We start from the raw sequence: 19,799 nt of genomic DNA, 5'->3' as shown, positions 1-19,799 counted from the left end.
CGTGCTGTTCATGGCGTGATGCGGACCAGGCCCTCGTCCGTTCCGACGACGATCTGGCCGTTGTGGTGCAGGTCCACCGAGTGGACGTCGAGCCCGATGTCGAAGTGGCGGGCCCGACCGGAAGGGGTGGGGGACGACAGCCGGATATCGCCGTGGACGCCCGCGCTCACCAGCACCTGCGTGTCACCCACGGTGCACAGTCGCAGTTCGCTGATGCCCCTCGCGTGCTTCGTGATCCATCGATGGCTGCGCCCGTTCCAGTCCGACCACCAGACGGAACCGTCGCCGGCTCCCGTGTAGATGCCGTGGGCGTTGGATGTGATCTTCACCAGGCCGCGTTCCTGCGGCGGTTCGAAGGCGCGCAGGCGGTCGCCTTCGCCGTCCCACACGACCACCTCCCGGGCCGTGCGCGCCGCCACCCGGAGCCCGTCCGCGGTCACCGCGGCCGTGGCCTCGCCCAGACGCAGCCCCGGCTTGTCGACGCGCTCGCCGGTGACGCGCGCCCGCCGCCAGTGCCACCCCTCGCTCCCCGCGATCAGCAGGGTCTGCCCGACCTTGACGCAGGTGCTGAGGGGGCAGCGGAGATCCAATGACGGGATCTCCATCCCCCTGCCGTCCAGGAGCGCGACCCAGGCCGCGCCGTTGATGTCCCCCGCGAACAGCGCGGGCTCACCCTGATAGTCGATGACCGAGGACGCGGTGATCCGTGGCGGGTCGCCCTCGCGACTCTTCACCTGCTCGGTGTCGGGGTCGAACTCGGTCCAGCCGGTGTCGTCGGCGTCTCCCGGACGGTGGAAGACCCTGCTCCCGGTCAGTGCCAGTTCACCGCCGTCGGGCAGGCAGTGGACCCTCTTGACGCTCCGGTCCTCCGGGAGGTCGCGGTCCTCCGGAAGGCGACGGCCCTCCGCCTTGGGACGCGCGGAAGGCGGGCGGCAATCGACGGCCACGGCCTGCCAGCCCGAGGCGTACGCACGGGCACGCCGGGCGAGTTCGTCCAGGGCTCGTACCTGGGCGTGCAGTGCGAGGCGCGCCAGGGTGTGCCCGTCGGGCCGCCAGCGTGTCCCCATCAACTGCCAGCAGAGGGCGCGGACGTTGGCCACCCGGTCGTCGGTGGACTCCTGGAGGAGACCGAGGGTTCGGTACAGCGTCTCGCCGTTCATGGCGAGCAGGAACTCCGGATCGTCCAGGTAGGTTTCCAGGACGCCGGCCAGCCGGGCATGGTGCGGAAGGTGTTCCCGGGTGTACCGGTCGGCGGCGGACCAGTCGCGCTGTCCGGACGGCAGCACGGGGAGTTGTTCGGTCATGGCCGTGACGAACAGCTCGTGGTATCTGCGCGCCTCGTCCGAATCGGCCAGGTAGCCGGCGGTCGGAGGGTGCGTGAGCCTCCATCCGTGACCGTTCATGCCGTCCTCCGGGACATCAAGGTAGTCCCTTGCCTCTCTGCACACGTCGATGATGGCCGAGGGGCCCGCTTCGGGTCTGCCCGCCGCGCGGACCACCGCGGCCCACAGCCGCCCGTCCGCCGGGAGTCCGTCGCCCTGGGCCAGGGCCACCGGGAGGAGCATGTCCCGGGCCCACTGCGGATCGTCGTCGTCCCGGTCGCGGCTGAGTCGCTTCAGCGTGTCCAGGAAGAGGTCGGCGTTGGACCGCTCGGCCTGGACCTTGGCGTTCGCGGGGTCCTGGGTGCACGTGTCGACGGCGAAGAGGTAGGCGCGGAGCCAGGACCGACCGGCCGCCGCGGTCGTGGCGAGCGCGATGTCGCGTATCGACCGGGCGTTCGTGGTCGACCATCGCGTGCTCTTACGGTTCCTGAGGACGTGCTCCACGAGCCCGACCATGTCGGCCTCGTGGAAGTACTCGTCCGCGTCGAGGTCGACGATCCGTCCCTCGAAGCCGTCCGGCACCTCACTGGTGGCCATGACGACATGGGTACGCGGCTGGGCGGCCAGGGGCGCGAGGAGCGCGCCGTAGAGGAGCTCGGGCTCTTCGCTCGCGTCCACAGAATCGAAGACGAGGCGCAGTCCTCGGTCACCGATGGCGTCCACCAGGGCCGGGCAGTCCTCCTGCCCCGTGCCGTAGCGGCGTGCCAACTTGGACACGATCAGGTCCACCCGCAGGCCGCGGACGTCCAGCAGCAGGTCGACGCATGTGTCGGGCGCGGCCGAGGGCGCGCGTGTCCCGGTGGGCAGCGGCCGCTCGGGGGAGGACGAGGTGTGGATCCAGTCGAGCAGGACGGACTTCCCCGAGCCGGGCCTTCCGGTGACCACGAGCGGGCCTCCCGGTTCCGGCGGCGGCGCCTCGGCCAGGTAGGAGACGACGTCCCGTACGGCCTCGACGCGTCCGCAGAACGCCCATCCGCTGTCGTCGTTGGCCTCCGGTGGCCGGCGTACCTGGCGAGGCGGGTTGTAGCGCGGATTGGGGAAGGCCCGGATCTGCCCCCGAGGGGGCACGAATTCGGGTAACTGGGGTTCCTTGGGGTTCTCGGACCCCTTCTCCATGCGGACTTGGAGCTCCGCGAAGAGTTTGTGGGCGTCGAGGTGTTGGTCGTCCTCGCCGGCGCGGGTGTTGCGCAGGGCGGCCGCGAAGGAGTCGGCGAAGTGCATCTGCTGCGCGTCGGTGGTCCCGTTCGTGGAACTGATCAGGGTGAGCAGGGGCAGGTCGGTCGCCTTGGCGTTCTGTGCGTTCACCTCCGCGTTCAGCCGGTTGATCGCAAGGCCGGAGCGGCAGGCGTCGAACAGGATGACCACCTCGCGCGGCCGGGCGGCCTTCGTGCCCGGGATGATGAGCGACATGAGCTCGGCGACGTCGAGCATGCTCGACCGCACGGCCTTCTCGCTGTCATGAGCGGCGAGCAGGATGTCCCTGTCCCCGATGTCGACGCCGTGCCCCGAGTAGTAGAACAGCAGAACGTCGGGGGGCGTGCCGTCCTCGCCGTTCAGAGCCTGCTCGAAGCCGGCCTTCAGGTCCTTGACCTCGGGATTGGTCCGTGAGCCGTGATGGATCGTGAATCCGGCCTCCGCGAGGACGGCCCGCATCATCCGCAGCTCGTCCGGCACGCGCGGCAATGGCTTGAAACCGTCGCCGAAGGTACTGCTTCCGGAGACGAGCGCGACCCGGACGAGCTCCGTCGACCTGCCGACGGGGTAGGAAGCCGCCGTCACCGCTCGGTGGCCGCCAGCCCGGACGCGACGGCCTCGGCCACCTCGTCGGTGGTCAGGTAGCGGAGCACGGAGTGGCTGCCGAAGAAGTACTTGCCGGGCTTGTGCCAGGGCATATTGACGACGGGTCGGTCGTCGACGTCGCCGAAGGCGGGCCCGAGGTGCTTCACCAGTGCGATGGGGTCGTCCTTGGCGGCCACGTTGACCCAGCGGGCGACGGGGGGAAGAGCGTTGCCCGCGGAGGGCGGAGTCGGCAGCAGACGGTCCTGGACGGCGCGCAGGCCGAGCGGGGAGCCGACGCTGATGAACGTGTGCACGTTCCACTCGGGGTGGGCGCGGAGCGCCTCGTAGGCGACGACGGAGCCCAGCGAGTGGCCGATGACGACCCTCGTCTCCGGGGTCACCACCCGCTCGAAGCGCTTCTGCGCGCACTCCCGCACGGTGTCGGACGCGTCCAGGTACCGGCGTACCTGACGGATCATCCAGATGACCGTGCGGCCCATGGGCTTCCCGAGCCCTTCGTTCCGCTCCAGTCGGCGCAGGGCGATCTGGCCGAGTCCCTTCGCGTCGTCCGGGGGAGCGTCGGTCCCTTCGGCGAACGCCTCCAGCAACTCCAGCTCGAACGGGTCGCGCACGTCGCCGATCTGGAACGCCGGGATGTCGTCCAGCTCGTCCTCCACACCGCCGCCCTTGGTGTCCCGGCTGCGGAAACAGCTGCCGTAGTACACGGCGGCCACGTCCGCCGCGTCCGGCACCGGGTGCGCCGCGTCCGTCATGCCGACCCGGAGGGCTTCGTACCACTCGGTCAGCATCGTCTCGGCGTGCTTGTACTGGTATCCGATGCCGTGGCAGATGACTACTCGCGACACTGTGCCCCCCTATGACCTCGACCGAGGTTGTTCCCCCGCTGAAGACCTGAGGAACCATCATGCCGCATGTCGCGTGACCGGATAACCGCTACGGGTGACCAACTGGCGGCGAAGGGCGGGATGTTGCCACCGCCGTGAGGGGCGGTCGAACGTGTGGGTGGACGGGCGGGGCCAGGGTGGCCCGGGGCGGTTCCCGGGGCCGTAAAACACGTGGACCGCGTGGAGGTCCGCACGGAAGACTTTCGGGCTCACCCGTTGGTTCCGAAATTACAGGATTGGGATGGGACCTCCACAATCGCCCGAAGGGCCCCCGAGCAGGGGCTCCGTCTTCCTCGCACTCCGTTACTACGGACGGGAACTGGCCCGTCTTCGATGGCTGACCCTGCCCGCGATGCTGCTGCCCGCGCTCGGCAACGTCGGCATCCAGTACATCGCGCCGCTCGTCGTCGCCAAGCTCGTCGGCCGGATCGCCGGGGACGGCAGCGCCGCGCTCGCCGTCGGCCCGATGCTGCCGTACGTCCTCACCTTCGCCGGTGTCCTGCTCTTCTCCGAGGCGCTGTGGCGCGTCGGCCTGCACTGCCTGAACCGTCTCGACGCCCGGGGCATCGAGCACCTGTACGTCGTCGGAATGGGTGAACTGTTCGCCAAGGACACCTCGTTCTTCCACGACAACTTCGCCGGGTCGCTGACCAAGCGGGTCCTCAGCTTCGCCTCCCGCTTCGAGGAGTTCGTCGACACCCTGACCTTCTCGGTCATGGGCAGCTTCGTCCCGTTGGCGTTCGCGTCGGTGGTGCTGTGGCAGTACGACCCGCTGCTCGTGGTCGGGCTGCTGACGATGATCCTCGTGACGGGTATCGGAGTGGCCCCGCTGATCCGGCGCCGTCAGGCCCTCGTCGCCCAGCGCGAACAGGCCATCGCCCGGGTCTCCGGGCACGTCGCCGACAGCCTGATGAACATGGACACGGTCCGGTCCTTCGCCGCGGAGGAACGCGAGGCCGCCGAACACCGGTCGCGCGTCGCCGAGTCGCGCCGCCTCACGCTGCGCTCCTGGGACTACGGCAACCTGCGCATCGACACCCTGGTCGCGCCGATGTCCGTCCTGACCAACGTCCTCGGGCTGCTGCTCGCGCTCTCCCTCGGCGGGGGAGAGCTGGGGGTGGAGGCGCTCATCGTCACCTTCACGTACTACGCGGGCGCCACCCGGATCATGTTCGAGTTCAACCAGATCTACCGGCGTCTGGAGAGCTCGATGACGGAGGCGGCGCAGTTCACCGAACTGCTCCTGGAGCCGCCCACGGTGCTCGACCCGCCCACCCCGGAGCCGCTGCTCGCCGACTCGGCCGACGTGCGCTTCGAGCGGGTCACCTTCTCCCACGCGGGCGCGGAGCCGCTCTTCAAGGGGCTCGACCTGGCGGTGCCCAGCGGGGCGAAGTTCGGGCTCGTCGGCCGGTCCGGTGGCGGCAAGACCTCGCTCACCCGGCTGCTGCTGCGGATGACCGACATCGACGACGGCCGGATCCTGATCGGCGGACAGGACATCAGCCGGCTGCGGCAGGCCGAACTGCGCGGCCAGATCGCGTACGTGCCGCAGGACCCGGCCATGTTCCACCGCTCGCTCCGGGACAACATCGCGTTCGCCCGGCCGGACGCCACCGAGGAGGAGATCCGCCGCGCGGCCGGGGCGGCGCACGTCACCGAGTTCGCCGACGCCCTGCCCGAGGGCTTCGACACGATGGTGGGCGAGCGCGGGGTGAAGCTCTCCGGCGGCCAGCGCCAGCGGGTCGCCCTCGCCCGGGCGATCCTGCGGGACGCACCCATCCTGCTGCTCGACGAGGCGACCAGCGCCCTCGACTCCGAGAGCGAGATCCTCGTCCAGGACGCGCTGTGGCGGCTGATGGAGGGGCGGACGGCGCTCGTCGTGGCGCACCGGCTCAGCACGGTCGCCACCATGGACCGGCTCGTCGTCCTCGACCGGGGGCAGATCGTCGAGCAGGGCACGCACCAGGAGCTGCTCGCCACGGGCGGCGCCTACGCGAAGCTCTGGCAGCACCAGTCGGGCGGCTTCCTCGACGACAGTCCCGCGGGGGCCGAAGTGAACTGACGGCAGGGCCCTGGTCCGGACCTTCGGGCCTGGTGGGGCGCGCTCCGTGGGGTTCCGTGGGTACGTGACACCAAGCTGACAGGGCGCGTCAGCTTGCTGTCACGCGGGGGCGCTCCATCGGGCCCGGTCCGCTGGCATCGTCGGGACCGCCGGATCCGCTCCGGTGCGAGGCGGAGGAATCCACCAACAGGCCCAGGGGGATCCATGGACGCACATCCGTGTACGAAAAAGCCCGGCGCTTGGACGCGGGCCGCTGCCGCGCTCGCCCTGACGCTCGGCGCGCTCACCCTGACGAGCGGAACCGCCGCTGCCGGGCAGGTCGCCGAGCCCACCGGTATCGCCACCGCCCGGTCCGCCCCGCAGGCCACGGACTCGTACGGCACGGACTCGTACGGTCCCGGTCCGTTCGGCCCCGGCGCCGGGCTCCCGCACACCCCGAACGAGGCCGTCGCCGCGCTCTGCGCCGAGTGGGAGGCCTTCGCCGCCTCGCTGCCCTTCACCGTCGAACCGCCGCCGGTGTGCAAGCTGGTCAACGGCTGGGACTAGGGCCTGTCCGGCGGATCATGGCCGGGGCCGCGACGCCTGGCACGGCCCCTCGCCGCGTTGCCGAAACGCCCCGATAGCTCCGCTATCGAGACGCTCCGGCGCCTTGCGACGGACCGCACCGGACGCCGCGCCCTATCCGACCCTGATCCGCCGGACAGGCCCTAGGGCCTGTGGTTTGGATCATGCCGGGCTCGCCAAACGAAAGGCCCTGGACATCACCATGCGGTTCCAGCTGCTCGGGCCGCTGAGTCTCGCGGACGGCACCGAGACCGTCGTCCTCGCCCCGTCCCGGCCCACCAACCTCCTCGCGGCGCTGCTGCTCCACGCGAACGGCGTGGTCTCGGCCGACTACCTCCAGCAGGCCATCTGGGGCGAGGAACAGCCGGCCACCGCCAAGGCCGCCCTCCAGACCTGTGTGATGCGGCTGCGCCGGCTCTTCGTCAAGCACGGTGTGACCGAGACCCCGATCGAGGCCGTACCCGGCGGCTACCGGATCGGCGCGGGCCCGCGCACCCTCGACCTGATCGCATTCCGCGACCAGGTCGCGCGGGCCTCCACCGAGCACGAGCCCGAGGCCGAACTGCACCTGCTCAAGGACGCCCTGTCGCTCTGGCAGGGCGCCACCCTCGCCAACGTGCGCTCCGACGTGCTCCACCGAGACGTCGTGCCCCGTCTCGTCGAGGAACGCCTGCGCGCGGTGGAGCGCGTCTGCGACCTGCACCTGGCCCTCGACCGCTGCGGCGACGCCCTCGTCGACCTCTGGGACGTCACCCGCGCCCACCCCGGCTACGAGCGCTTCCACGAGCAGCTGATCGAGGCCCTGTACCGCACCGGACGGCAGGCCGAGGCGCTGGCCGAGTACCGCCGGATCAAGGAGTACCTCCTCGACGAGCTGGGCGTGGACCCCTCCCCGGCCCTGCGCCGGCTCGAGCTGGCCATCCTCCGGGGCGACGACCTCGGCCCCGCGCGGTCCGGGCAGGGCGCACCCGGACGCCTCGCCCTCCCGGCTCCGCCGCCCGCCGCCGTCGAACCCAGGTCACCGCTCGTCGCACCCGTGCCCGTGGTCCCCTCCTTCACCGGCCGCGCCGCCGAGGTCGCCGCCATGACCGCCCGGCTCACCGAGCCGCGCGACGAGGCGGTCACCGTGCTCCTCTCCGGAGCGCCCGGCATCGGCAAGTCCGCGCTCGCCGCCCACGTCGCCCACCTCGTGCGGGACGCCTTCCCCGGCGGCCGCCTCCTGGTGCGCATGACCGACCCGCACGGCGCGCCCCGTGCACCGGGCGAGGTCGCGGCCGAGATCGCCGCGGCCCTGCGCGACAGGCGGGCGGAGGACCGTGCGCTGCTCGTCCTTGACGACGTGACCGACGCCGAACAGGTACGCCCCCTCCTGCCGGTCGGCCCCGGCGGCGCCGCCGTCGTCACCAGCCGCATGGGGCTCGCCGGACTCATCGCCACCCACGGCGGCTGGGTCCACCGGCTCTCCGTCTTCGCCCCCCAGGAGTCCCACCAGCTCCTGCACACGGTCCTCGGCCCCGAGCGCGCCGGGGCCGAGCCGGACGCCGTTCGCCGACTTGCCGAGCTCTGCGGGCACTTCCCCCTCGCGCTGCGCATCGCGGCGGCCCGCCTGCTCACCCGGCCCGAGCTGCGGCTCGCCGACGGCGCGGACTGGCTCGCCGGCGACCCCGTCGCCCGCCTCGCACTGCCGGACTCCCCGGACATGTCCGTGGACCGTGTCCTCGCCGGCGCGCTCGGCAGGCTCGACCCGCGCCTGGCCGAGGTCTTCGGTCGGCTCGGCGCGCTGCCACCGGAGTTCCGCGCCGAGGACTGCGGGGGGATCGAGGGGATCGAGGGGGCCGATGAGGCCGAGGAGACGCTGGAGCGGCTCGCGGACTCGGGACTCCTGGAGGCCGGGCCGCCCGGCCCGTACCGGATGCACGGACTGCTGCGCAGATACGCACGGCGCAGCGCCGAACGCAGCGTTGAACGCACGGCCGAACGCACGGCCGAACGCAGTGTCGAACGTAATGCCGACCGTACGCGACCGACAGAGAAGGTGTGACGCACATGGCTGAGGCTGAGGCTGAGATGGCTCGCACGGCGGCCGCTCCCGGCGGCGTCCCCCGGCCCGCCCCCGCCCCCGACGCGGCGTTCGACGCGCTCGCCGGGACCCGTCCGCGCATCCGCCGCGACGTGCTCTTCACCGAGACGCCCGGCGGAGTCCTCTTCCACAACGCCGACGGCGGCTTCCACCTCACGGGCAGGACGGCGTACCGTTTCGCCTCCCTCGTGACCCCCCACCTGACGGGCGGTCATACGCTCGCCGAGCTGTGCGCGGGCTTCGGCCCCGCCCAACGAGCGATGGCCGCCGTCCTCGTGGGCACCCTCTACGAGCGCTCCTTCGCACGCGACGTGCCCGAGACGGAGACCGAGGGCCTCGGCGCGGACCCGCACGCGGAGGCCGTCCTGCGGGAGTTCGCGGCCCAGATCGCGTACGTCGACCACTACGTCGAAGGCGCCCCGGCCCGCTTCGCCCGCTTCCGCCACACGCGCGTGGCCGTGCTCGGCGACGACGAGACCGCCCGCTGGTGCGCGCTGAGTCTGGTCCGCAACGGCTGCGCCCGCATCGGTGTCGGCGCGGAGTTCCCGGAGGTCACGGAGGAGGCGGCGGAGGCCGGAGCACGGGGGTGCCCCGTAGGGGTCGAGCGCGTCGCTCCCGACGCCGACTGGGCGGATCTGGCCGGGTACGACGTCGTGATCGTCACCGGCGCCGGGTCCACCGGCCGGATCCACGGGCTCCTCGGCTCCGGCGTGCCCGAGGGCCGTACCCTCATCCCGGCCTGGACCTTCGGCGAACGGTCCGTCATCGGGCCGCTCGCGACCGCCTCCTCCACCGGCTGCTGGTCCTGCGCAGTGCTCCGGCTCGGGGCGAACACGGACGCGGCGGCCGCCGCCGAGCTGTGGGCGGAGGTGGCCCGAGGCTCGGTCTCGGGTTCCGGCGCGTCCATGAAGGGCGGCGGGCCGCTGACCGGGCCGGTGGCGGCGATGACCGGCAACCTGCTCGGGTACGAGGTGTTCCGCCTCACCACCGGCGCGCTGCCCGCCGAGACCGCCGGGCAGGTGCTGCTCCAGGACCTCGCGTCCCTGGACGTCGTCGCCGAACCGCTCCACCCCCACCCGCGCTGTCGCCGCTGTGCCACGCTCGCCCTGTCGGAGACCCAGGTGGGTACGGCCGCCGGCGGCCGGGAACGGGAGGCCGTGCCCGCCACGCTGGCCCTGCCCGAGACCGCGAGCGTGCGGACCGCGCGCGAGGCCGAGGACGAGGTCGAGCGCCTGAACGCCCTCAGCGCCGCGCTCGTCCGTCCGCACACCGGCGTCTTCCGTCGCTACGACGACGAGGACCTCACCCAGACCCCGCTGAAGATCAGCCGCTTGGAGCTCGCCCTCGGCCACGGCGTGCACCGCCGCATCGCGGCCTTCGACGTGCACCATCTGGCGGGCGCGCGGACCCGCGCCCTGTACGCGGCGGCGGAGGCGTACGCCGAGCACGTCGCCCTGCCCGGCGCCGCGACCGCCGGTGGCGCGCAGGAGTCGGCCGGTGCACGCGCCGTCCGCCTGCTGCCCGACGCCCTGACCACCGGCGGCGGTACGGGAACGGGCGCCGACGGCGTCACGGCGTGGACGACCGCCACCTCGCTGCTCACCAAGGAGAGCGTGGACGTCCCCGAGGCGGCCGTGCGCACCTTCGGGCCCGCCAACCGGGACCGGTCGCACCTGGCGACCGGCGCGGGCGTCGGCGCGGGCGCGTCGGCCCAGGAGGCGGCGGGCCGGGGGCTGTTGTCGGCTCTCGCCCACGACGCGCTGGTGCGGGCGGTACGCGGGGACACCCGGGTTGCGCCCGTGGATCTACCGTCCGTGGACACGGATCCCGTCGGCGCGGACGACCCCGAGCTGGTGTTCCTGGTCCGGTCCGCCGCCAACCTCGGCGTCACCGTGGAGCTCCTCGACCTCGGCGAGGACGAGCGCTCCTCGGCGTACGCGGTCCTGGCCCGCGAGATCCCGGACGGCTCCTCCGCCAGTCCTGGTGGCCGTCGTCGCTGGGCGCTCGGCGCGGGCCTGTCGCGCAGGGACGCGGCCTGCGACGCGCTGCGCGACCTCGTCGGGCAGGTCCAGCTCTCGGCGGAGGACCCCTCCGAGACCGAGAACGAGAGCGAGGACGTCGACCTCGGGCTGCCGCTCGTGATCGACCTCGCCCCGGGGACGATCGCCGTCACCGAGGCCGGGGAACGCCCGGCGCAGGGCGCGGCCACCACCTTCGACGCCGTACTGGACCGGCTGCGGGCGGCCGGACGGGACGCGCTGTACGTGGCGACAACCCCGGCCGACCTCGCGGCCTGCGGCGTGAGCACGGCCCGCGTCCTGGTGACCGTGCCGACCACCGAGGACGGCACCGCCGATGCCCACCACTGACCCGATCGCGCCCGACGACGTATGGGCGCCGTCCGCCCGGGATTTGGCGCGGCTCGTACGGCGGACGCTCCAGGGCCACGGCGCGCCGCAGCAGGCCGTGGACGTGGCGCCGATCGGCGTACGTGACGCCTTCCGGGACCGCGACGGGACGCCGACGGCCGGTGTTCCGGTCCGCATCTACGGACGGCAGGCCGTCGTCGGCCCTTTCCCCGACGGCGCGAGCGGCCGGCCGGCCTGCGCCAGCTGCCTGGAGCGCCGCTGGCAGGCCGTCCGCTCCGTCGCGCTGCGCGAGGCCTTGGAGCTGGGCTCCGGCACCCGCGCGGCCGGTGAGTCCCCCTACGTCACGCCGTTCGCGGCCGACGCGATCGCCGGTCTGATCGCGGCCAGGCTCGCCGGTGCCGGCCCCGGCGAGCGGGTCTTCCCCGCCGTCCACCTGGTCGACCTGATGACCCTGAAGGTCCGCCACTATCCGCTCGTACCGGACCCCGAGTGCCCGGAGTGCGGCAGGATCGAGGAGGACACCGCGTCCGGCGCCGTCCTCGACCTGCGCCCGGCGCCCAAGCACCGCCCGGGCGGCTTCCGGGTCCGGGACATCGGCGCCTACGAGCTGCCCGTCGAGCCGTACGCCAACCCCGTCTGCGGTTCGCTCGGCCCCTCCGTGGTCCAGGACGTCGCCTCGCTCTCCACCTCCGCCACCATCGGCTGCTTCTCGATGCGCTCGGGGGAGTACCTGCGCGAGACCTTCTGGGGCGGCCATGCCGACACCTTCGCCGAGAGCGTCCGCATCGGTGTCCTGGAAGGGCTTGAACGGTACGCGGGGATGCGCGCCCGGGCCAAGCGCGCCGGGGTCCGCGACTCGCTGGACGGGCTCACCGAGCGCGGCGTCCGGGCCCTCGACCCGCGCGTCTGCGGGCTCTACTCGGAGGCCTTCCACCGGGCCAACCCCCGGGTGCGGCCCTTCACTTCCGACCGCACGATCCCCTGGGTGTGGGGCTATTCGCTGCGCGACCGCGAACCCGTCCTCGTGCCCGAGGTGCTGACGTACTATCACGCACCCGGTCTGGAGAACCGCTTCGTGCAGGAGTCCTCCAACGGCTGTGCCTCCGGCGGGAGTCTGGAGGAGGCCGTCTACTTCGGCCTGATGGAGATCGTCGAACGCGACGCCTTCCTCCTCGCCTGGTACGGGCGGGTCGCGCTCCCCGAGATCGACCCGCGCACCAGCACCCGGCGCGCCACCCGGCAGATGGTCGACCGGCTGGCGATGTACGGCTACGAGGCCCGGTTCTTCGATACCCGGATCACCTTCCCCGTGCCGGTCGTCACCGGCGTCGCCGTCCGCCCCGACGGCGGCCTCGGCCGGATGTGCTTCGGCGCGGGCGCGGGGCTCGACCCGGAGGCCGCGCTGGCGGGCGCGCTCTGCGAGATCGCCACCGACTCCGTCAACCTCCAGGGCCGCACCGAACGCGACGAGGAGCGGCTGCGGGCCATGGCGTACGACTTCGACAAGGTGGCGGCCCTGCACGACCACCCGTTGGCGTACGGCATCCCGGAGATGGGCGATCACGCCCACTTCCTGCTCGGGGAGCCGGGCGTGCCGCGCCCGCCCAAGCGGTCGTTCGACGAGGTGTACGGGGACGGCCGGGTGCTGCCCGTCTCCGACGACCTGCGCGAGGACCTCCGGGTGTGCGTGGACGCGGTCGCCGCCGCCGGATTCGACACGATCGTCGTCGACCAGACGATGCCCGAGCAGCGACGCCTCGGCCTGACCACGGTGAGCGTCCTCGTGCCGGGCCTGCTGCCGATCGACTTCGGCCACACGCGTCAACGCGCGCTCGGGATGCCGAGGCTGCGCACCGCGCTCCGGGAGGCGGGCATTCGCGAACACGACCTGGTTCCGGCGGAGTTCAACCCCGCGCCGCACCCCTTCCCCTGAGTCGAGGGGGCTGCGCCGCTCCCACCGCCCCGAGACCAGCCCCCCGACGCCGAGACCCGCGACCAGACCCCGACACCGAGACCCGAGACAGCCCCCGCGACCTGCGACCAAGGAGTGACCCATGGGGTACGCCCACGACTACGCCGCCGCCATCATGCGGCGCGGCCGGGTCCCGATGCCCCCGGCCGATCACGTCCCGAACTGGGCCGACGCCCCGCGCAAGACGAAGTTCTACCCGGGCGTCGACAGCCTCCCCCTGCCCGACGCCGACTACCCCGCCGACGCGGCTCTCGACCTCGGCCTTGGCCTCTCCTGGACCGAACTCCCCGGTGAGGGTGGAGAGTTCGATCTCGGAGCGCTCTCGGGCATGCTGCGCGACTCCTACGGGCTGACCGGGCGCAGGCTCGGCGTCCAGGCCAACACGGACCTGAGCGCCCTGCCCTCGTACCCGCTCGCCAACTGGTCCCGGGGCACCGCCTCCGGCGGTGGCCTCTACCCGGTCAGCGTCTACTGGGTGTCCGGCGCGAGCGGCCCCGTCCCGCCCGGCGTGCACTACTACGCGACCCGCCACCACGCGATGCAGCGCCTGCTGACCGGCGACGTCACAGGCGAGGTGAGCGCGGCGCTGGGCGAGGGGGCGCCGGGCCCCGGCCTCACCGACCAGTACCTGGTCCTCGGCATCAAGTACTGGCAGAACGCCTTCAAGTACAACAGCTTCTCCTTCCACGCCGTGAGCATGGACATCGGGACCGTGCTCCAGACCTGGCGGATGTGGGCCCGCGCCCGGGGCCTGGAGATCGAGCCGGCCCTCTGGTTCGACGAGGAACGGCTCGCCCGGCTCCTCGGCGTACGGACCGAGGAGGAGGCCGTCTTCGCCGTCGTGCCGCTGCGCTGGACGGGCACGCCGAGGGCGACCGAGCCGGTCGAGGCCTCGGTGCGCCGCGCCGACGTCGAGCGGTCCCGTACCGTCCTCACCTTCGAGGCGGTGACCGGGATGCAGGCCGCCACCTCCCGGAACGCCGCCGACCGGCCGGACGCCGAGGCGTTCGCCCGGGCCGCCGTGGCGCCCCCGCGCGCCGACCTGGCCGAGATCCCGCTGCCCGCACCGCGCCCCCTGACGGCGGACGTCCGCACCGCGCTGCGCCGACGGCGCAGCAGCTTCGGCCGCTTCGACGCCCAACAACCTGTCGCAGCCGATCAGTTGGCCGCGTGCCTGGCCGCTGCGGCCTCCGCGTCCCGGCTCGGCGGCGACACGGCCGGCGCCGGAGCCCCCTCGCCGGCGCGGCTGTACGTGTTCGTCAACCACGTCGAGGGGCTCGCCCCGGGCAGCTACGCGTACGACCCCGACACGGGCACCTTGCGGCTCGTGAAGGAGGGCCGACCCGGCGCCTTCCTCCAGAAGAACTACTTCCTGGCCAACTACAACCTGGAGCAGGCCGGGGCCGTGCTCGTGCCGGCCGTGCGGACCTCGGCGGTCCTCGACGCGGTGGGTGACCGGGGCTACCGCCTGGTCGGCGCGACCATCGGCGCCGTGTCCCAGGCCGTCTACACCGCCTCGGCCGCGATGGACCTCGGATGCGGTGTGGCCCTGGGCTTCGACAACATCTCGTACATCGAGGAGCTCGGCCTCGACGGCACGGGTGAGTCCCCCCTGCTGATCATGCTCATCGGCAACGAGCGGCCCTTCCCGGCCGACTTCCGCTACGAGATCGCCTGAGGGGGAGGAGACCATGGCGCCGTTCGTGATCCGGGTGGCGGGGCTGCCCGTGGAGACCGTGCGAGAGCTGCGCTGCCCCGACAGCCGCCGCTGGGCCGACGAGGTCGCCGCCGCGACCGACGCGCTCCGCGCGGCGGGCGAGGCCGTCGGCGATCGGCTGCACGACCTGGTCGGGCGGACCGAGGACGGGGAGGAAGGAGTCCGTCGGCGGCTGCTCGCGCTCCGGCGCGCCGTCTTCAACGGCCGTCCCCCGCAGGACCCGGAAGGCGCACGGGAGTTGGTCGCCTCCCTCGACGCCGAGACCGCCCGCGCGCTCGACGCCTGGCTGGCCGACCACCACCGGCTCGCGGACCGGCGCGCGGAGGGCGCGGCGCTGCTCGCCGAGGAGACCGGTCGCGCCCGGGCCGCGCTCGGCCGCCTCGCCGACGAGGAACGGCTGCGCAAGGCCCTGCTGCTTGCCTCACCCGTACTGCACGGCCAACTCGACGCGTACGTACGGGCGGTGGGTGTGGCGGATACCCGTGCCCTGGGCAAGAAGCAGCGCAAGATCGAGCGTTCGCTGCTCTCGTACCTCTATCGGACCGTCTGCAAGACCAGCCCGTTCTCCACGTTCACCGGGGTCGCCCTCGGGGAGTTCTCCGCGCACGAGGACGGCTTCGCCGTCCGCGTCGACGACGAGTGGACCGGGCACGCCCGGCTGAACGTAGTTGCCCTCGGCCGGCTCGCCGAGACGATCGCCGCCGACCCGGCCCGCCGCGCCGACCTGCCCGTCTCACTCGCCGGCGGCTGGGGCCGGGACGACGACCGGGTCCGCTACGTCCGCCGCTGGGTCACCGCCGGCGACGACGACGCCGCCGTCACCTTCGACGCCGTACAGGACCGGCTGTTCTTCCTTCGCCGCAGCGGCACCCTGGAACGACTGCTCGGCCTCTTCGAGGAGCGCGGCACGCTGCGCCACGGCGAACTCGCCGCCTGGCTGGCTGCCGAGCACGCGTCGGACGCCGACGTCGAGCGGTATCTCGGCGCCCTGCTCGACGTCGGCATGCTCCAGGTGCCGGTCCTGCGCACCGAGGTTCACGACGCCGATCCGCTCCGCGCCTTCCAGGTGTCCCTGCGTGCCGTCGGGCGCCCATGGGCGGACGCGTTGGCCGCCGAGCTCGACGGCACGGTCTCTCTCGTGGACCGGTTCGGGCGGGCCGCCCCGGCCGAACGCCCGGCCGTGCTCGCCGCGCTGCGCGAGCGGCTGCGGGAGATCCAGCGCGCGCTCGGGGCCGAGGAGGGCCGCGTCCCGCAGACCGTGCTCTACGAGGACGCGGCGGCCGGCACGGCGACCGGACCCGACGCCCGAGCCTGGGCGCGGCTCGCCGACGGCCCGCTGGCGGCGGTGGTACGCGTCCTGCCCGCCTTCGATCTGACGCTCCCTCAACGACTCATCCTCAAGGGCTTCTTCCTCGCCCGGTACGGCAAGGGCGGCCGCTGTGAGGACCTGCTCAAGCTGGTCCACGACTTCCACGAGGACTTCTTCGAGCAGTACATGTCGTTCACCGCCAAGCGCACCCCCTTCGACGCGGACGGTCGGTACGTCCCCGAGGAGAACTGGCTCGGGCAGCCCGAGCTGAAGGCGCTCGACACCGCCCGCCTGGCCTTCGTCGACCGCATGCGGTCCCTGTGGGCGGAGGCCACCGGCACCGGCGCGGACGAAATCCTCCTGGACGAAGTCTTCATGGCGGAGGTCGCGGCCGAACTCGACGGCGTGGCCCCGCACTTCGCGCCCATGAGCCACCACCTCCAGCTCGCCGACCGGCCCGACGACACCCCGCTCCTCGTCCTCAACCGCTCCTACGGCGGCCTCTCCTTCCCCTTCAGCCGCTTCACGCAGCTCTTCGACGGGCTCGCCGAGCGCCTGCTCGACGCCTCGGCCGCCGTGGTGCCGCCGGGCGCGGTCCTCGCCGAGGTCACCGGTGGCCCGGTGACCAGCAACCTCAACCTGCACGGCCGACTCGTCCCGTACGAGATCGTCTGCCCCGGCGAGACCGGCACCCTGGAACCGGAGTGCCGGATCGACCTCGACGACCTGTACATGGAGCACGACGAGACCACCGACCGGCTCGTCCTCCGGTCCACCCGTCTAGGGCGGGAAGTCGTCCCCGTCTACCTCGGTTACCTCGTCCCGCTGGCGCTGCCCGAGCTCGCCCGCACCCTGCTCCTGCTCTCGCCGACCTCCATGGCGCCGCTGAACGTGTGGGGCGGTGTGCCCGAGGGAGAGCCCACCGACGGAGTGACCTCCCGCCCCCGCGTCCGCCACGGCGGCCTGGTCCTTGCCCGACGCAGCTGGAGCGCGCCCGCCTCCGCGCTTCCGCCGCGCGCGATCGGGGCGACGGGGGAGGGCGAAGGGCCCGCCGCCGACGCGGACCGGTTCCTCGGCTGGCACCGCTTCCGGCGCGCGCACGGTCTGCCGGACCGGGTGTTCGCCACCGTCTCGGACAGCGGCGCCCGTGGGGCGACCGGGGCCAAGCCGCAGTACGTCGACTTCGACAGCGCACTCTCGCTGGCCGCGTTCGAGGCGCTGCTGAAGAGCGAGCAGGCCCGCGTGGTCTTCCGCGAGGCCCTGCCCGACGAGGGCGAGCTGCACGTCACGACCGGGCGCGGTCGCCATGTGGCCGAACTGTCCGTGGAAACCCTCCCGTTCACCGCCGACGCGTCGCCTTCCCCGCAGTCCTCGCCGCCCGGAGTCGACGCGTCGCCGCCCCCGTGGTCCTCGCCGCCCACCGCCGAGGCATCGCCGTCCCCGCAGACCCGGAAGGGGAACTCACGATGACGTCCACCACCCCACCCGCGACCTCGCCGTCCGTCGCGGCGGCCGCGCAGGGCGCCTGGCAGGCCACGCACGTCTTCTACGCCGCCAACCCCCGGCCCTTCCTGATCCAGTGCGTGCGCCCGCTGGTGGCCGAGCTCGCCGCGGACGGGCTGCTCGGCAACTGGTTCTTCATCAACTACTGGCTCCAGGGCCCGCACGTCCGGCTCCGGATCCGACCGTCCTCGCCCGCCGTCGAGGCCGAGGTGCGCCGCCGTACCGAGCGGGCGATCGACACCTTCCTGGCCGAGCGGCCGGCGCTGTACGAGGTGGACTCGGGCTTCCTGCACGACTTCTACAACACGCTCTTCGAGATCGAGTTCCCCGGCGCCGAGCGCGCGCCCTACGTCGACGACGACGGCCGGATGATGCTGCGGCCCAACAACTCGCGCAGCGCCGAGCCGTACGAGCCGGAGTTCGGCAAGTACGGGGGCCCTGCCGGGATCGAGCTGGCCGAGTGGCACTTCCGGCACTCCAGCGAGCTGGTCGTGGACGCGTTCCGTACCAAGAACCTGCATCTGCGGACCGTACTGCTCGGCACCTCGGCCCAGTTGATGATGGTCATGTCCTCGGCCTTCCTGCCGGACGAGGGGACGTTGGTCGACTACCTGGACAGTTACTACGAGTTCTGGCACAAGGCGTTCCCCGGCACCGGCTTCATCGGGAGCGAGGAGTACGACCGGAACTACGCCGCCATGGCCCCCGACCTGACCGCCCGATTCACCGCCGTCCGTGCCGCCGTGGCGGCGGGCGGGCGGCGGCCGGGGCGGCTGCCCGCGTTCCTCGGCGGCTGGGCCGACCACTGCCTCGAACTGCGCGACCGCGCGGAGCGGCTCGCGCGCGACGGCGAGCTGGTCTTCCGCTCCTGGGACGGGGAGCGCGACGAGCGGGTCACCGACCCGGCGGTCGCCCTGCCGCTCCTCCTCTCCCCGTACATGCACATGACCAACAACCGGCTGCACGTGACCATCCGCGACGAGGCGTACCTCTCCCACGTCCTGGGCCGCTGCCTGCGGGAGTCCCCGTGACGGCGGAGGTCGAGTACCGGCCGGAGCTCCGCGCGGGCGTGCTCGTGAGCGACCCCTTCCTGCGCGGCCCGGCCACCGTGCACCTGATCAAGGACACCGTCGGAGGCCAGTCCTTCAAGGTCGGCGCCAAGGAGTCCTTCCTCATCTCCCGGATGGACGGCAGCCGTACGCTCGCCCAGCTCGGCGAGGCGTACGCGCGGGAGTACGGGCGTCGGCTCGGCGACGCCAACTGGCGCCAGCTCCTGGGCATGTTGGGAACGCGCGGCCTGCTCGCGGACTCGGCCCCGACCGCCGCCCCGACCCCGGTGGCCGCCCCCGACGCGTCGCCCACGCGGCGCCTCCTCGCCGGCAGCGTCCGGCTCGTCGCGGACGCCGACGCCACCACCGCCCGTCTGCACCGCGCCGTCGGATTCCTGCTGCGTCCCGTGTGCATGGTGCCGCTGCTCGCCGCCGTCCTCGCCATGGAGACCGTCCTCGCCCTGCGCCTGGGCGACGCGGTGCTCGCCGCCCGGGACCTGTTCCTCAACCCCGTGCTGCTCGCGGCCACCGGCGTCCTCCTCTGGCTGAGCACCGCACTGCACGAACTGGCTCACGGGGTGGTCGCACGTCATTTCGGTGGACGGGTCGGCGAGATCGGGCTGCGCTGGCGGCTCCCCGTGGTGATCATGTATTGCACCGTGGACAACTACCTCTACCTCCGGACCCGTTGGCACCGGATCGCGACCGCCGCCGCGGGCGCCGTGATGAACCTCCTCTTCCTGCTGCCCTTCTGCGCCCTCCTGCTCTGGGCTCCGCTGGACGAGGCCACGCACGACGCCCTGACCGGACTGCTGCTGCTCGGCAGCGTGCAGGCGTACGCGATGCTGGTCCCGCTGCCTCCGCTCGACGGCTACAAGATCGTCAGCCAGTGGGCCGGGGCCACCGAACTCGCCGCCTCCAGCCGCGAATACCTCCGTCTCGCCGTCCGCCGCGACCCGGCGGCGGCCGCCTACCCGGGCCGGGCCCGTACGGTCTACACCGCCTACGGACTGGGCACCCTGCTCGTCCTCGGAGTCCTCGCCGCCTCGGCGGCGGCACTAGTCCACCACCTGCTGACGGCGGCCCGAGCCGCGTGAACAAGGAGCGC

11 protein-coding genes are annotated in these 19,799 nt (G+C 72.8%); 9 read left to right on the top strand and 2 right to left on the bottom strand.

Going from position 1 to position 19,799, the window contains the following annotated elements; all coding sequences use genetic code 11:
- Positions 1-8: 8 nt before the first annotated feature.
- Complete coding sequence (locus ACGFYP_RS02300; RefSeq protein ID WP_393485438.1) at positions 9-3,161, bottom strand: caspase family protein; 3,153 nt, start codon at positions 3,159-3,161, stop codon at positions 9-11.
- Entirely contained in the window at positions 3,158-4,027 is an 870-nt protein-coding gene (locus tag ACGFYP_RS02295) for an alpha/beta fold hydrolase (protein ID WP_393485436.1), read from the bottom strand. The genes ACGFYP_RS02300 and ACGFYP_RS02295 overlap by 4 nt, the downstream gene beginning before the upstream one ends.
- 280 nt (positions 4,028-4,307) lie before the next feature.
- Here ACGFYP_RS02295 and ACGFYP_RS02290 point away from each other — a divergent pair, with 280 nt between their 5' ends.
- The 9 genes from ACGFYP_RS02290 to ACGFYP_RS02250 all read left to right on the top strand — a co-directional run bounded on the left by ACGFYP_RS02290 (position 4,308) and on the right by ACGFYP_RS02250 (position 19,788).
- Positions 4,308-6,128, top strand: coding sequence for an ABC transporter ATP-binding protein (locus ACGFYP_RS02290; RefSeq protein WP_393485433.1), 1,821 nt, complete (start codon positions 4,308-4,310; stop codon positions 6,126-6,128).
- A gap of 204 nt (positions 6,129-6,332) precedes the next feature.
- Positions 6,333-6,674, top strand: a complete 342-nt coding sequence (locus ACGFYP_RS02285) for a hypothetical protein (protein WP_393485431.1) — start codon at positions 6,333-6,335, stop codon at positions 6,672-6,674.
- Positions 6,675-6,894: 220 nt separating this feature from the next.
- Complete coding sequence (locus ACGFYP_RS02280; protein ID WP_393486013.1) at positions 6,895-8,733, top strand: BTAD domain-containing putative transcriptional regulator; 1,839 nt, start codon at positions 6,895-6,897, stop codon at positions 8,731-8,733.
- Positions 8,734-8,738: 5 nt separating this feature from the next.
- Positions 8,739-11,141 (top strand): TOMM precursor leader peptide-binding protein, encoded by a 2,403-nt coding sequence (locus ACGFYP_RS02275; RefSeq protein ID WP_393485429.1) that lies wholly within the window; start codon positions 8,739-8,741, stop codon positions 11,139-11,141.
- Positions 11,128-13,074 carry a TOMM precursor leader peptide-binding protein gene (locus ACGFYP_RS02270; RefSeq protein WP_393485426.1) on the top strand — a complete coding sequence of 649 codons (1,947 nt, stop codon included), beginning with the start codon at positions 11,128-11,130 and terminating at the stop codon, positions 13,072-13,074. Before ACGFYP_RS02275 ends, ACGFYP_RS02270 begins: the two co-directional genes overlap by 14 nt.
- Positions 13,075-13,195: 121 nt before the next feature.
- Positions 13,196-14,791, top strand: coding sequence for a SagB family peptide dehydrogenase (locus tag ACGFYP_RS02265; RefSeq protein ID WP_393485424.1), 1,596 nt, complete (start codon positions 13,196-13,198; stop codon positions 14,789-14,791).
- Between the two features lie 13 nt (positions 14,792-14,804).
- A complete protein-coding gene (locus ACGFYP_RS02260; protein WP_393485422.1) occupies positions 14,805-17,609 on the top strand; it encodes a lantibiotic dehydratase in 2,805 nt (934 codons plus the stop codon).
- Positions 17,606-18,673: a lantibiotic dehydratase C-terminal domain-containing protein gene (locus ACGFYP_RS02255; protein ID WP_393485420.1), complete on the top strand. Its 1,068-nt coding sequence runs from the start codon at positions 17,606-17,608 to the stop codon at positions 18,671-18,673. The genes ACGFYP_RS02260 and ACGFYP_RS02255 overlap by 4 nt, the downstream gene beginning before the upstream one ends.
- Positions 18,670-19,788, top strand: a complete 1,119-nt coding sequence (locus ACGFYP_RS02250) for a metalloprotease (RefSeq protein WP_393485418.1) — start codon at positions 18,670-18,672, stop codon at positions 19,786-19,788. The genes ACGFYP_RS02255 and ACGFYP_RS02250 overlap by 4 nt, the downstream gene beginning before the upstream one ends.
- Positions 19,789-19,799 lie beyond the last annotated feature (11 nt).

It is taken from the genome of Streptomyces sp. NPDC048370 (assembly GCF_043200825.1).
GTDB lineage: Bacteria > Actinomycetota > Actinomycetes > Streptomycetales > Streptomycetaceae > Streptomyces.
Note: the sequence above shows the minus strand (reverse complement) of the source record. Positions and strands in the feature narration are given on the sequence as shown.

What these genes read in the sequence shown, in the direction of transcription:
- ACGFYP_RS02265 (WP_393485424.1), top strand. Translation starts at nt 13,196, where the DNA reads ATGGGGTACGCCCACGACTACGCCGCCGCCATCATGCGGCGCGGCCGG.
- ACGFYP_RS02270 (WP_393485426.1), top strand. Translation starts at nt 11,128, where the DNA reads ATGCCCACCACTGACCCGATCGCGCCCGACGACGTATGGGCGCCGTCC.
- ACGFYP_RS02260 (WP_393485422.1), top strand. Translation starts at nt 14,805, where the DNA reads ATGGCGCCGTTCGTGATCCGGGTGGCGGGGCTGCCCGTGGAGACCGTG.
- ACGFYP_RS02280 (WP_393486013.1), top strand. Translation starts at nt 6,895, where the DNA reads ATGCGGTTCCAGCTGCTCGGGCCGCTGAGTCTCGCGGACGGCACCGAG.
- ACGFYP_RS02285 (WP_393485431.1), top strand. Translation starts at nt 6,333, where the DNA reads ATGGACGCACATCCGTGTACGAAAAAGCCCGGCGCTTGGACGCGGGCC.
- ACGFYP_RS02290 (WP_393485433.1), top strand. Translation starts at nt 4,308, where the DNA reads ATGGGACCTCCACAATCGCCCGAAGGGCCCCCGAGCAGGGGCTCCGTC.
- ACGFYP_RS02275 (WP_393485429.1), top strand. Translation starts at nt 8,739, where the DNA reads ATGGCTGAGGCTGAGGCTGAGATGGCTCGCACGGCGGCCGCTCCCGGC.
- ACGFYP_RS02255 (WP_393485420.1), top strand. Translation starts at nt 17,606, where the DNA reads ATGACGTCCACCACCCCACCCGCGACCTCGCCGTCCGTCGCGGCGGCC.